The sequence below is a fragment of the Spirosoma sp. 48-14 genome (assembly GCF_001898575.1).
In the GTDB taxonomy this organism is placed as follows: Bacteria; Bacteroidota; Bacteroidia; order Cytophagales; family Spirosomataceae; genus Spirosoma.
The window spans coordinates 95,996-111,053 of record NZ_MKUD01000028.1 but is presented as its reverse complement, the minus strand read 5'-3'; the positions used below and the strand labels follow the sequence as shown (position 1 = coordinate 111,053).

The following is a 15,058-nucleotide window of genomic DNA, read 5'->3' as shown; positions in this document are numbered from 1 at the left end:
ATCACAACAGGCATTATAGAAAATTATCTTTTTGACTAGCCTCAAATCTGACCAGCACGGGGTTTGCCTTAATTAAGCTCGTGCTGGTTTTGGCAAAAGACGAAATTAAAATTTGATGGCGAAATCATCGTGAACAAGTATATGATTGCCTTTTTTTATGCAATCGTTGCCGGGAACGTTCTCAAAAAGAATTGTTCTACTGGATTACGGGAAGAATCTGGGGGAACAGCAGGGGCAGCCGTGAACCAGTTTAACTGCTCAGCACAGACTAAGAACGATAGGAAGAGGCTGCGTTTGTTCAGAAATCGATTGTAGGATATTATCCTGAAAACGCCCCTTCATTGCGCCTATAGCATAAAAGCTGGAAATTTCGGTTTGATTAAAACAGAACTTCCCGAAAAGCCAAACCTTTCGGGAAGTCACGATCAGATGAGTAGTTACTTTCCGGCTTAAGCCAGGGAAGCATCAACTGTAATCTTTGTATTGAATAGTTTGGAAATCGGGCAATTCTTTTCGGCATCATCGATGGCTGCCTGAAACTTCTCATTATCGATACCTGGCACACTGGCCTTCACAACCAGATGCGATTCGGTGATACCGCCAACCGCCGGATCGAGCGAGATGGTGCATTGGGTGTCAATGGAGTCGGCAGTAAAACCGGCTTCCTGAAGGTTGAAGGCTAATTTCATGGAGAAGCAGCTTGCGTGAGCTGCCGCTACCAGTTCTTCTGGATTCGTACCTACGCCATCGGCAAAGCGCGTGTTGAAGGAATACTGAGTTTGGTTGAGTACAGTGCTGGCGGTAGATACAGTGCCTTTGCCTTCTTTACCTGAGCCTTCCCAGTGTGCAGAAGCATTCCGTTTAATTGGCATACTGACTTGATGTTAAGTGGTTAATGAAACACGTATTGAGCCGTCAGGAAAGACGTTTATTCTCTAAGACAAAAATAGAGCAACTTTGTTTGATGCGACAAGCCGGATGAAAATGTAAAGAATAATTAAAGGTCAGGCACGTTTTTAGCAATAAGGCTAATCAGTGACGAGGCCGAATGTGAACGAATTGTCATCAAACTGTTAATAATATTGGATTTTTCTTGTATAGATTTGATTAATAACTATATTGGCCCGGAGATTGCCTGACTAGTACTAAACTCTGTACAAAACCTTACGAAATACGCTGCAAACAGCGCCGATTGCCAGGAGGAACAACTGGGGATCGGAATGAACTTGAACCGGCTAATCCCCCTCCCAGTGGGAAGGGAGACGCCGTAGTTCAGATTAGGTTGGTTTGGAAAGCATAGTAGATATTCTGCTATGCTTTTTTGTTAAAGACCCCCGACAGCTTTTTCTTACTCATGTATCAACATAAATTATTTCTTTTTAATCGGGTTTTTAACTCCTGCTTGTCCACAAGCGTACAATAGCTGTCCAAAAACGGACAATCGTACAGTATTGATGATTGACTAAAAGCCCTTTTCTGCTCGGAGAGGGCTTTTTTTTTATTTGGTCCGGCATTTGACATACGGAAATAGATGAAATGAGAGCCTCCCGACAGACAGACAGATTAATAGTTGATATATGCGACGAAGTGATTTAGGCGAATTTGAAGAGGTAGTCCTACTGGCAGTAGCGGCACTGTCGCCGAGCGCCTATTCGGTAAGTATTGCGGAAGAACTTGAGCACGAGACAGGCAACGCTGTCAGTACGGGAGCCGTGCATGCGGCTTTACAGCGACTGGAGCAAAAGGGGTACTTGCGTTCGGAACTGGGCGAGGCTACCGCCGAACGGGGTGGGCGACGCAAACGCCTGTTTACCGTTACTGCTCTGGGTGGCCGGGTACTGAGCGATGTACGTGCCGTTCGGAATCGCCTTTGGGACCGTATCATTCCCAATATCCGACTGGAGTGGTCATAATGAAAAATGTAGAATGTGAAATGGACAATGATTTCTGACTAATCCTCTACGTCATTCTCCATTAGTCATTGGCCATTATCCATTACTTTTTATGTCTCCACCTCGCCTTGCCGACCGACTTTTGACCTGGTTCTGCGCTCCTCATCTGCGGGAAGAGGTGCTGGGCGATTTGCATGAACGCTATGCCATTCGGGTGAAGCGGGTAGGAGCGACTCGTGCCCGACGACGCTATTGGCGGGATGTGATGACGTATATGCGCCCGGAGTTTTTGAAACGGCAACCACAAAACTTTTCGAACCCAAAGACTACTGATATGCTACGAAACTATATTACTGTCGCCTGGCGGAATCTGATGACGAATAAGTCATTTACCGCTATCAATATGCTAGGGTTGGCTATCGGGCTGACCAGTTTCATGCTCATTGCGGTGTATGTATATAATGAATTGAGTTATGACAAATACCCAACTCATGCCAATCAAATCTACCGAATACACCTTTCCGTAACTGGCAATGGCGATGTGGCCGTTTATCCGAACGTCGATGTGGCGGTGGGCGAAGGGATGCAAAAGGCTTTTCCTGAAGTAATTGCATCGACAAGGCTTGGGCCTGCCATCGACTACGTTCAGTATAAAGACAATCAGTTTAAAGAAACCCATCTTGCTTTTGCCGATTCTAATTTTCTGCAACTGTTTTCTATTCCCTTTATTAAAGGCAATCCGGCAACCGCCCTGGTAGCCCCCAATAGTATTGTGGTTTCGGAAGAGTTCGCAAAAAAGTATTTCGGCAATGAAGACCCTATGGGTAAATCGCTGGCCGTGGGTACACAACGATCCGCATTTACTGTAACCGGGATCATTGACAAAATACCCGATAATTCACACTTTCATGCCGATGCTTTTCTGAGTTTATCGACCCATCACATCACCAATCCGACCTGGAGTAACCTTGGCTTTTTTACGTATCTGGAATTGAGCGAAAAAGGCGATCCCAAAAAACTGGAAGCGAAATTCCCGCAGCTAGTGGCAAAGTATGTGGTGCCGGAAGTGCAGCGTGATATGGGTATCAGCCTGGCCGAAGCCCGGAAATCCATCGATACGTTCCGTTTTTCGTTGCAGCCGCTTACCGATATTCATTTGTATTCAAATACCAAGTATGAGATGGAGCCAAATGGCGACATCAAATACGTCTATATTTTCTCCGCACTGGCACTGTTTATTCTGTTGCTGGCCTGCATCAATTTTACCAATTTATCGACCGCCCAGGCGGCAAAACGCTCCCGCGAGGTGGGTATTCGGAAGGTGATGGGGTCTGTGAAAAACCAATTGGTTTTTCAGTTTCTGACAGAGTCCGTATTGCTGACACTATTGGCGATGGTTGTTGCGTATGGCCTACTGTTCCTGTTGTTGCCTTATTTCAATCAGGTTGCCGATAAACAGCTTAGTTTTTTCTATTTCCTGGATTACCGGACCATCCTTACTCTTTTTGGGGTTAGTATTTTGTCTGGAATCATAGCGGGTGTTTATCCTGCGTTTTTTCTGTCGTCGTTCAGTATTATCAAGACGCTGAAAGGCGCATTTTTCGGTAAAGGCTCACAGAAAAAATCACTCCATAGCGGGTTGATCGTCTTTCAGTTTGCTATTTCGACCATCCTGCTGATTGCTACCCTGGTCGTATACAGGCAACTACAGTACATGCAGAATAAAAAGCTGGGCTACGACAAAGATCAGGTAATTGCTTTGCCCGATACTCGTCTGTTAGGTGATCAGCAACTAGCGTTTAAAGAGCAACTGGCCCAGAATTCGCACGTTGTTGCGGCCAGTCTGTCGCGCTACACGCCGGGAGGCATCATGATGGATGGTACGCAGATTTACCCCAAAAATGAAACCTCGAATGGTGCCGAAATCCATGCCAACATTTTCCATGTCGACTACGATTATTTACGTACATTAGGTATACAGGTGTTGCAGGGCCGCAATTTCTCCCGAGATTTTCCCACAGACTCTATTTCCGGTATATTGATCAACGAATCGGCGGTGCGCGAATTGGGGTGGAAAAACACGAATCCTGTCGGAAAATCAGTGGTTCGTTCTGGGAATCATGAGTTTAAAGTCATTGGCGTTGTTAAGGATTTTAACTACGTATCGGTCAAGCAAAAAGTGGCTCCACTTATGCTGATGATGGGCCGAAATTCGGGTGGTATTGTCGTTAAAATAAAGACCACCGATGTGTCTGGATTTCTGGACGATTTGAAAAAACAATGGACCGCGTTTAATGCTAATGGCCCGCTGGAGTATCATTTTCTGGACGATCAGTTTGCTACGTTCTATGCCAGTGAGCAACGTACGCAACAGTTGTTTACTGCTTTTGCCGTATTGGCTGTTATCATTGCCAGTCTTGGCTTATTTGCGCTGTCGGCTTTTGTGATCGAGCAGCGTACCAAAGAAATTGGCATTCGCAAAGTGATGGGCTCTTCGATACCGGGCATCGTGCAATTGCTGGTCAAAGATTTTATTCAGTTAGTTGTAATTGCCGTTGTGATTGCTTCGCCAATTGCCTGGTATGCCATGAATCATTGGTTGGAGGACTTTGCCTATCGCATTGACGTTGAGTGGTGGATGTTTGCACTTTCTGGGTTGATGGCACTTTCCATTGCCTTGCTGACGGTCAGCTACCAAAGTATCAAAGCGGCCCTGATGAACCCCGTGAAATCATTGCGGTCTGAATGATTTGTGTAGAGACGCCATCCTTGGCGTCTCCTGACCGGATGGTCCACCTGCCAGATGGTTTATTGCTGACGTAACAAATTGCTGACGCCAATGAGACGCCAGGTATGTCGTCTCTACATAGACTCATGAAACCACCTCGTCTCGCCGACCGACTTTTGACCTGGTTCTGTGCTCCGCATCTGCGGGAGGAGGTGCTGGGCGATTTGCATGAACGCTATGCCCTCCGGGTCAAAGGCCGGGGAGCCGCCAAAGCAAACGGGCGCTACTGGCTGGATGTGCTGGCCTATGTACGACCCGAATTTATTCGAAGACAACCTAGTGACTACCCTCAACCAACAAATACAACCATGCTACGGAATTATCTTAAAATCGCCTGGCGAAACCTGATACGGGAAAAAGGCTATGCATCGCTCAATATGGCCGGGCTGGCGGTGGGCATGGCAGCTTCTACGCTCATTTTCCTCTGGATTCAAAGTGAGCTTACCTACGACCGTTTTTATAGTAAAACGGATCGACTGTTTCAGGTATATAATCAGGATGTATTTAGCGGAAACCCGATGGTGTGGGGAACAACACCCTTACCGTTGGCCCCTACGTTAAAACAAAATTACCCCGATGTCGAGGAGGCTACCCGGTATCGACCCGCCAGTTTACTGCTGACAGCTGGCGATAGGAAGATGAACGTGGACGGCGCTTACGCCGATCCGTCCTTTCTGAATTTATTTGATTTTGATCTCCTCGCGGGTAATCGGGAGAAGGTGCTTTCCGGTGCCAATGGAATCGTAATTACCAAATCCTTAGCCGAAAAGCTGTTTGGAACCAGTGACGCCATTGGTAAAACGCTTCAGATTGACCACAAGGATAGCTTTTCGGTATCGGGAGTTCTGGATGACCTGCCGAACAATACCCAGTTTAACAAGCTATCCTTTCTGCTTCCCTGGGCCTATTTTATACCACCAGGCTGGGACTCTGATGGGTGGGGTTCGAACAATAACTATACGTATGTTCTGCTAAACGATAAGGTTAATGCAAGTGCCGTAAATGAGAAGATCAAACACGTTACGGCAGAAAAACTCAAGGGCGTTATTGAAGACGTATCCCATCGGCAGATTTTCCTGCATCCGGCTAGTAAGTGGCACTTATATGCTAAAGAAGAGAATGGGCAACTGGTTGACGGGAAGATCGTTCACGTGCGGTTATTTAGCCTCATTGCGGGTTTAATCCTGCTGGTGGCAGCTGTCAACTTCATTAATTTAACGACCGCCCGAAGCGAAAAGCGGGCAAAAGAAGTTGGCGTTCGAAAGGTAGCAGGCGCTCAGAAACAGTCACTGGTGTTTCAATTCATCAGCGAATCGTTATTGCTTTCCTTCTTTGCTGGCCTGCTCGCCCTGCTAATTGTACTACTGTTTATGCCGACGTTCAACAGCCTGACCGACAAACAACTGTCTTTGGAGTTAGGGTCGGTTAATTTCTGGTTGGGGGCTATGGCATTCGTTCTATTTACGGGCTTACTGGCGGGTAGTTATCCAGCTTTTGTTCTGGCTAATTTTCAACCCGGAAAGGTGATGAAGGGCATACATCATTCGGTAAACTCTGTTTTCTCACTGCGAAAAGGATTAGTAATTACTCAATTTAGCTTTGCTATTGTGTTGATTATAGGTACGTTGGTTATTAACGATCAAATTCAATACGCCCAGAACCGGGATAACGGATATGACCAGAACAACCTACTGTTTATGAACATGACCGGGGATTTGTCAACGCATTACGCCCCTTTTCAGCAGGAAATGCTCCACAATGGAGCGGCTGTTTCGGTGAGCAAATCCCTTGGCCCGATTACTAGTCTTAATTCCCGGCAATGGGGACTTTCGTGGCCGGGCAGCACAAAAGCCGATAAAGATGTGGAGTTTGATCGCTTTGCGGCCGATGAGAGTTTCCTCAAAACGACAGGTACACGATTGATTGCGGGCCGGGATATTGACGTTCGGAGCTATCCAACAGATTCGACGGCCGTTTTGCTGAATGAAACAGCCGTAAAAACGATGCATCTAAAAAATCCAATTGGAACAAGTATCCGGTTTGATTCGCACGATTGGCATGTTGTTGGCATTGTGAAAGATTTCATCTTTGCCTCACCTTACGAGCCGATTAATCCCGTTGTCGTTCATGGGCCTGCTGGCTCACTTCCGCTTTCCTGGATCAGTGTTCGGCTAAATCCGGCGAACACCACAGCCCAGAATCTGGAAATTGCCGAAACACTGGCTAAGAAATATAACCCTGGCTACCCGTTCGAGTACATCTTTGCCGATGAGTCATACAAGGCGAAGTTTGCCGACGAGCAACGGACTGGTTCATTAATCAGTCTGTTTACGGGTTTAACCATTATCATTTCCTGCTTAGGATTATTTGGCCTGGCAGCCTACACCGCCCAGCAGCGTACGAAAGAAATTGGCGTCCGTAAAGTGCTGGGAGCCAGTGTGACCAGCATTATCGGGCTTCTAACCAAAGAATTCATTCAGCTAGTTGGGATTGCTTTCGTCATTGGTGCACCCATTGGCTGGTGGTTCATGGAGAAATGGTTGCAGGATTACAGCTATCGCATAGCTATTGGTGCGGGGGTATTTCTGCTGACTTTGGTATCTGCCATTCTCATCGTAACCCTAACCGTCAGTGTTCAGGCCATCAAAGCCGCGTTAACGAACCCCGTGAAATCATTGCGGTCTGAATGATTTGTGTAGAGATGCCATCCTTGGCGTCTCCTGTGCGTCAGCAACAAACCATCCGGTCAGGAGACGCGAGTATCGCGTCTCTACATACAAAATACATCCCATGAACCCACCCCGCCTTGCCGACCGCCTTTTGACCTGGTTCTGTGCTCCTCACCTGCGGGAGGAGGTGCTGGGTGATCTGCATGAGCGGTATGCCATCCGAGTGAAACAGCGGGGCGAACCCAAAGCGAAGTGGCGCTATTGGCTGGACGTGCTGGCTTATGTACGACCCGAATTTATTCGAAGACAACCCGAAGAATACCCTCAACCAACCAATACAACCATGCTACGGAATTATTTAAAAATCGCGCTTCGGAACCTGACACGCAACAAGGTTTCGTCGTTCATCAACATTGGTGGGCTGGCAGTCGGTATGGCCGTGGCCATGCTCATTGGCCTTTGGGTGTATGATGAATTTTCCTTCAACACCTACCACGAACATTACGACCGAATTGCTCAGGTGCAGAGCCGTGAATATGGTGAACATGGAGTAGGCATAAATAACTCAATACAGTATCCGTTGGGTACTGAACTCAAAAAGAACTATAAAACTCATTTCAAGCACCTTGTCATGGCATCGTGGAATGTCGACAATGTGCTGTCTGCGGGAGACACGAAAGTCTCCCGAAAAGGGCTTTTTATGGAACCCGCAGCCCCTGAAATGTTGACACTGAAAATGGTGTACGGCTCTAGGGCTGGCCTGAACGATCCGCATTCCATTTTACTTTCCGAGTCTACGGCCAGGGCATTATTTGGCGATATTGACCCCGTCAATCAATTGATGAAAATCAACAACAAGCTGGACGTAAAAGTGACGGGGGTATATGAAGATTTGCCACTGAATACGCAGTTTAATGAGGTGAAATTTCTGGCCCCATTCGACTTGTGGGTATCCGATAATGCCTGGATCAAAGAGAAGGCCATGACCGATTGGCAAAATCATTTTCTTAAAGTCTACGCCGAAATCAACCCTAATACTGATTTCGAGACCGTTTCGGCCAACATTAAACAGGCAGAAATGAAGAATCTGGCTAATTTTCCGGAACAGGCTAAACTGACTCCTGAGGTTTTTCTGCTGCCTATGCGTGACTGGCATCTGCACAATTATAAACGTGGTGTTATTGACCAGGGGCCGATGCAGATGGTATGGCTCATTAGCATTATCGGGGCCTTTGTGCTGTTGCTGGCCTGCATCAACTTTATGAACCTGAGTACGGCCCGAAGCGAAAAGCGGGCCAAAGAGGTAGGCATCAGAAAGTCGGTAGGGTCGGTGCGAAGTCAGTTGGTGAATCAATTTTTCAGTGAGTCGTTTTTAGTGGTTGTATTGGCCTTTGGGCTGGCTCTTTTACTGACTTTTGTTGCCTTGCCCTGGTTCAACGACGTAGCCGCCAAGCAGATGGCAATTCCCTGGACGAATCAATGGTTCTGGATCGCTAGTTTACTCTTTATCGGTTTTACAGGCTTTATCGCTGGTAGTTATCCTGCGTTGTATCTGTCTTCATTCCAGCCCGTTAAAGTGCTTAAGGGGACTTTTCGGGTGGGGCGTTTGGCCGCTATACCCCGCAAAGTGCTGGTGGTAACACAGTTTACGGTTTCTGTTACCTTGATTATTGGCACCATTATCGTCTTCCGGCAGATTCAGTTTGCGAAAAATCGGCCAGTGGGCTATACCCGTGATGGGCTGTTGATGGTGGAAATGAAATCGGGCGATTTTTATGGCAAACATGAGGTACTCCGAACCGAGCTTCAGCGTACTGGGGCGGTCGAAGAAATGGCCGAATCAATGGGAAAGGTTACCGAGGTTTGGTCGGGCAACGGTGGGTTTAACTGGAAAGGGAAAGACCCGTCATTGGACGATAGTTTTGGAACACTGGTCGTAACGCCGGAGTACGGCAAAACGGTTGGCTGGCAGCTCGTAAAGGGGCGTGATTTCTCCCGCGATTTCATAGCCGATTCGTCGGGTATCGTTATCAACGAAGCGGCTGTTAAGTACATGGGATTGAAGCAGCCGATTGGCGAACGGGTTAGCTGGAAATTTCAGGATCAACCCATTCTGAATTTCAGAATTTTAGGGGTCATTAACGATGTGGTGATGGAATCGCCTTATGAGCCAATCGTTCCAACGGTTTTTATGATTCGGGCACATGGCCTCCCCAACTGGATGCATATTAAAATCAAGCCAACCGTTAGCGTGAGCGAAGCGCTGCCTAAGATCGAAGCCGTCTTTAAAAAGCTAATTCCGTCGGCTCCCTTCGAATATAAATTTGCCGATCAGGAGTACGCTCTAAAATTTGCCGCCGAAGAACGGGTGGGTAAGCTGGCTTCGTTCTTTGCCGTATTGGCCATCTTTATCAGTTGCCTGGGCCTGTTCGGTTTGTCGTCGTTCATTGCCGAGCAGCGTACTAAAGAGATTGGTGTTCGCAAAGTGCTAGGGGCCAGCATACTCAATCTGTGGGGATTACTCTCCAAAGAGTTTGTGAGTTTAGTGGCTGTTGCGTTTGGTATTGCCACGCCGATTGCGTATTACTTTCTCAGCAACTGGCTTCAGAAGTACACCTATCGAACCGAACCGTCGTGGTGGATTTTTGTCGCTACAGGTGTGGGTGCTTTGCTGATTACCTTATTGACGGTCAGCTTCCAGAGCATCAAAGCGGCATTGGTAAACCCTGTGAAGAGTTTGCGATCCGAATGATTTGTGTATAGACGCCATCCTTGGCGTCTCCTGTGCGTCAGCAACAAACCATCCGGTCAGGAGACGCGAGTATCGCGTCTCTACATACAAAATACATCCCATGAACCCACCCCGCCTTGCCGACCGCCTTTTGACCTGGTTCTGTGCTCCGCATTTGCGAGAGGAAGTGCTGGGAGATTTACATGAACGCTATGCTCTCCGGGTCAAAGGCCGGGGAGCCACCAAAGCAAGCGGGCGCTACTGGCTGGATGTACTGGCCTATGTACGACCCGAATTTATCAAACGTAAACCCGAGGAATATCCTAATCCAGCAATGACAACTATGCTACGGAGTTATCTTACGATTGCCCTTCGAACCCTGCTGAAAAATAAGGGCTATTCGGCTATTAATAGTGTTGGGCTGGCGCTGGGTATCGCCTGCTGCATGGCAATTGGTCTGTACGTCGTCGACGAGTGGCAGTATGACCGTTTTCACGCCAACTTCAATCGGATATACCGGGCGGTTGAGCACCAGAAACAGGCCGACGGGATGCATAATGTGGCGGTTACACCCGGTCCGCTGGCTCCCACATTGACTAAGGATTTTCCGGAGGTAGAGCAGACCGTCCGAATTGGCCGCTGGTCGGGGACCGTCGGTTACAAACAGAAAGTCGCCGAAGCGACCGGTATGCTGATTGTAGACCCTTCATTTTTTCAGGTGTTCGATTTTCCGCTGGTGGCTGGCAACGCCCGGAAAGCGCTGTCGAGCCCTAATGAGATTGTTATTAGCGAGAGCATGGCCGAGCGGCTGTTTGGGCTGAACTGGGCGCAGCAGCCTATTGTTGGCCAACCCATTGAGTTTACGAAAGACGACCATTTTACGCTGGCGGGCGTAGCGAAGAATCCGCCTGTCCGGTCGCACCTTCAGTTCGATGTATTGCTGCCCTACAAATGGCTGGAGAAAACCGACGAATGGAGCCAGAAATGGAACAGCAACAGCTACCATACCTATATACTCCTAAAGCCTGGTCTGAGTGATGCGTCTGAAGACCTGGCTCGTTTCGAAACTAAACTAAGTGGACAGCTCAAGCACTATCAGAGCGACACCGAGAATACGCTGTATCTGCAACCGTTGCGTGACATTTATCTTCGGTCGGTATTTGATTTTCAGACCGATTGGGGCAAACGAAGCGATATTCTGTACGTGCGCATATTTCTGGCAGTGGGCTTTATTGTGCTGCTGATTGCCATTGTCAATTTTATAAATCTGGCTACGGCGCGGGCTTCGCAGCGTGCACGCGAGGTGGGCGTACGAAAAACAATAGGGGCGAAACGGTCGGGATTGATTATGCAGTTTCTGGGCGAATCGCTGCTGATGACAAGTCTGGCCGTTACGATTTCTCTGGTACTATTACAGACCAGCATGCCGCTTTTCAACGATCTGACGGCTAAAAGCCTGGAACTGCCTCTTCATGAGCCAATGTTCTGGCTAGCGCTGTTCGGGCTGACCCTGGTGGTTAGTCTATTGACGGGTCTTTATCCGGCCTTCTTTCTGTCGTCGTTTCGTCCTGTACAGGTGTTAAAAGGAACAGTGAACTCGCTGGGACTGTCGGTGCGGTCCGGCCGTCGATTCCGTCAGTCGCTGGTGGTGGGGCAGTTTACCCTGGCTATTGCATTGGCTATCGGGAGCGTCGTGATTTATCGGCAACTAGCCTTCATTCAGGATAAAAAGCTGGGCTTCGATCAGTCGAAACTACTGTATGTCCGGATGAAAGGCGACCTGCGGTTCAACGCTCTGCGGCTCAAGCGCGAGGTCGAAAAGCTTCCCGGTGTAGCCCGCGTATCGGCCACGACAAGTGATCTGGTAGACATCACCAACTCCTCTAATGTTGAGTGGGAGGGGCAGCAACCTAACGATGCGTTTCTAATCACGAATATGAATGTCGACGCCGATTTCGTATCCACAACGGGTATGCAACTGGCGGCTGGCCGCAATTTTTCCTGGCGAATCCCGTCGGATACGTCCTCAACGATGGGCGCGTTTCTGATTAACGAAACGGCCGCCAGGCGCATGGGCTGGACGCCCGAACAGGCTATTGGCAAACGTATCCGGTTCTGGGGGCCATTGGGTCGGGTAGTGGGCGTATTGAAAGATTTTCATTTCCGGCCCCTGCGTGTTTCCATTGAGCCTTTTCTATTCCGTTTCCGTCCAGATAATGCGTATTTCAATATGCTGGTGAAAACTGCACCGGGCGCTTCGTCCGAGCGAGTCATTGCCGGACTATCGTCCGCTTACAAAAAATTCGAGCCGGTGAGTTCATTCCAGTATGGCTTTGTGGATCAAGACCTGGATGCGCAGTATCGGACCGAACAGCGTACGGGACGCATCATTCTGTATTTTTCTATTCTGTCGATATTCGTTTCCTGTCTGGGGCTGTTTGGCCTGGCGGCTTTCACGGCTGAGCAACGCACCAAAGAGATTGGCGTTCGGAAAGTGCTGGGGGCTAGTGTCGCCAGTATTGTTACGCTGCTTAGCAAGGACTTCCTGAAACTGGTGTTCGTAGCCATTGTGCTGGCCTGTCCACTGGCCTGGTATGCCATGAATCGCTGGCTTCAGGATTTCGCTTACCGGGTCGATATCGAATGGTGGATGTTTGCCCTGGCGGGCCTGCTGTCGGTGACTATTGCGCTATTGACGGTTAGTTTCCAGAGTATAAAAGCCGCGTTGATGAACCCCGCCAAATCGTTGCGGTCGGAATAGCGAGAAGAATGGCGTGAGTTCGCTTGTCAGTTCTTCGTTTTCTGCATCGTGGGTAAGGTGTTTACTGCATAGCCAATGGCCGATAAGCCGTATGAGTACATATTGGAAAAAGCTCTGATCTGATTGAATGGCGGAAGCGTACCATTATCGATCTGCAAACTCCTTCGGCGACTGACCCGTAAACTTGCGAAAAGCCCGGTTGAAGGTAGCTTTGGAGTTGAAACCGCAATCCAGCGCGAGGCCAAGTAGGCTTAAATGGGCGTTGGCTGGGTTACGTACCTGTAGTTTAAATTCTTCGACCCGGTATTCGTTGATGAAATCGTTGAAGTTCTTACCTGTCCCCACATTAATTACCTGCGATAGAACGACCGCATTGGTGTGTACCATTCGGGCCAGGTCGTTTAGGGATAAATCAGGTTCGAGGTAGGGCTTTTCAGTGGTCATATAGCCGAGTAGTTTATCCCGCAGCGTAAGCAGTTCATCCGAAATAGCGGGGGACAGGGTCGCTGGGTTTTGTAATGGCTGGCTGGAGGCAACGGTTTCGGTTAATTCGGACAGGGGTATTGACAACGTTGCTGTTGTCAATACCGGGGCTGATTCGGGAGTATGAAAGGCCAGTCGCCTGCCGGGTTGGAGCTGTGAAAAACCATTGATGCTGACGTAGTAAATAAGGACTACCTTCGCCAGTTCGTCCCACCAGTCCTGCCAGAAAGATAACTTTAGGGAGATACTTAAGCCGGTCATCAGAAAGCCAAAAACAGTGGTCAACGTCAGGGCGATAATAAAGTTTCGGAACCAGCGAAAACTGATCGTCTCGGTTTCTGAAAACTGGTTTTTGATCCATTCCCGGTATTGACGGTACAGGCGCAGGCTGAGGTATAAGTAAAACAAATCGATTAAAACGCCGATCCAGAACTCGATGGAATCAATGTGGTAGAGGGCCTGTACGTTGGCTTCCCAGAAACGTACAAAATCGCTCCCCATGGCAAACACACTAAGGTGATATATAGTCTGAACCAAAAACGGTACGGTATGCCAGAGGTCACGACGGGAAAATTGAAAATCGGCGTTCACCTGCGTGCGCAGGTAGAAATAGCATAAAACCGGAAACAGATACCCCAGCGTTCGGGGGAAGAATTCCAGCTGCTTCCATAATAGTTCAATGCCACCGAAGCCCAGCATGTACTCCCAGATGTTGAACGCCATGCCAACCAGCACCCACCCCAGCAAAATGTCGGACAGGCGTTCTTCACGCCGGCCACGCAGCCAAAGTAAAATGGCGTAGACCCAGGCTTGCAGGAAGCCAAACAATAAGGGGGAGGAGTAGGCACTGAAATAAAAATCCATGAACGAGTTGTGGCTTCGCGCTTACGAATTACTCAAAAATGTCGAATATGTGAAAATTATCGGCCTGACGAACCGTCAGAAAGGGCTTATGCTGGTCAATACGTTTTCCGCTCATAACCAGGTCCACCTGCTTAGGGTTGGCTATGTATAGCTTTGTGCCGGGTGGAACGTTGACTTTTCGAACACCTAAAGGCCATAAAATAGCAATTGTCGTTCCGTTTCCTGCTTCATCGGGCCGGTACGTGATTAAGGCAATCCGGCGGGGTAAGAAGCTGTTGTTCCGCAGCAGGACCGTCACATTAGTTGGTTCCCCAATCGGTTTAGTCACCTTTGGTTTAGTGTCCTTTACGTCCATACCGAGGGTTTCGCCAGCGTCGGCTGCCGTTACGGTCAAAATTAGCCCGGCTGTCGTTTCGCCATCCTGACTAAAGTATAACTTCGACCCCACTGGCCAGTTGCAGGCTACACTCTCCCGTTTGTTCATCGTGAAACCATAGGCAATGCCGGGGCCTTCGACACGAAACATGCGGTGGTAACCGAGGGTGTTTTTCAGGGTGAACGGTATACGGGGAACGCTTTCGGGGCTAGCCTGTTGGGCCTGCGCGGCCAATGATAGAAAATAGATAACAAGAAGTAGAAGGACGTATTTCGTTTGCATTGTCGTTGTAAGTTTTCGTTAAGGAATTAATTGAATTTGTTTCCCATGATCATCCGGCTTTGCCACTAACAGCAACCTGCCCGTGGGGCTAAGGCTTTTCATCGTTGCGTTAATTTCCTGCTGATTGATCTGGGAGAGTGGAGTAACAATTCGGATGGTCACGTCATGGATTTGCCCCGGAAATAGATTGATTGTGAAGTCGTTTCAAGATC

8 protein-coding genes are annotated in these 15,058 nt (G+C 48.5%); 5 read left to right on the top strand and 3 right to left on the bottom strand.

The annotated features are described in order from the left end of the window. Positions 1–449: 449 nt before the first annotated feature. Entirely contained in the window at positions 450–872 is a 423-nt protein-coding gene (locus BGO59_RS16595) for an OsmC family protein (RefSeq protein WP_293684764.1), read from the bottom strand. Positions 873–1,577: 705 nt separating this feature from the next. On the opposite strand from BGO59_RS16595, the gene BGO59_RS16590 reads away from it, so the two are divergent. From BGO59_RS16590 to BGO59_RS16570, 5 genes are all read left to right on the top strand, one after another. Further along, positions 1,578–1,913 (top strand): PadR family transcriptional regulator, encoded by a 336-nt coding sequence (locus tag BGO59_RS16590; RefSeq protein ID WP_293684762.1) that lies wholly within the window; start codon positions 1,578–1,580, stop codon positions 1,911–1,913. A 91-nt stretch (positions 1,914–2,004) separates the two neighbouring features. Then, positions 2,005–4,641 (top strand): ABC transporter permease, encoded by a 2,637-nt coding sequence (locus tag BGO59_RS16585; protein WP_293684760.1) that lies wholly within the window; start codon positions 2,005–2,007, stop codon positions 4,639–4,641. 125 nt (positions 4,642–4,766) lie between these two features. Beyond that, the gene (locus BGO59_RS16580) at positions 4,767–7,370 is read left to right on the top strand and encodes an ABC transporter permease (RefSeq protein ID WP_293684758.1); all 2,604 of its coding nucleotides are present in this window, start codon (positions 4,767–4,769) and stop codon (positions 7,368–7,370) included. A 100-nt stretch (positions 7,371–7,470) separates the two neighbouring features. Beyond that, on the top strand, positions 7,471–10,101 hold the full coding sequence (locus BGO59_RS16575) for a permease prefix domain 2-containing transporter (RefSeq protein ID WP_293684756.1): 2,631 nt from the start codon (positions 7,471–7,473) through the stop codon (positions 10,099–10,101). Positions 10,102–10,201: 100 nt separating this feature from the next. Further along, the gene (locus BGO59_RS16570) at positions 10,202–12,841 is read left to right on the top strand and encodes an ABC transporter permease (protein ID WP_293684754.1); all 2,640 of its coding nucleotides are present in this window, start codon (positions 10,202–10,204) and stop codon (positions 12,839–12,841) included. A gap of 144 nt (positions 12,842–12,985) precedes the next feature. Here BGO59_RS16570 and BGO59_RS16565 read toward each other — a convergent pair whose 3' ends face one another. Together BGO59_RS16565 and BGO59_RS16560 are read right to left on the bottom strand one after the other, a co-directional pair. Beyond that, a complete protein-coding gene (locus BGO59_RS16565; protein WP_293684752.1) occupies positions 12,986–14,188 on the bottom strand; it encodes an AraC family transcriptional regulator in 1,203 nt (400 codons plus the stop codon). 28 nt (positions 14,189–14,216) lie between these two features. Further along, positions 14,217–14,846, bottom strand: coding sequence for a hypothetical protein (locus BGO59_RS16560; RefSeq protein ID WP_293684750.1), 630 nt, complete (start codon positions 14,844–14,846; stop codon positions 14,217–14,219). Positions 14,847–15,058 lie beyond the last annotated feature (212 nt).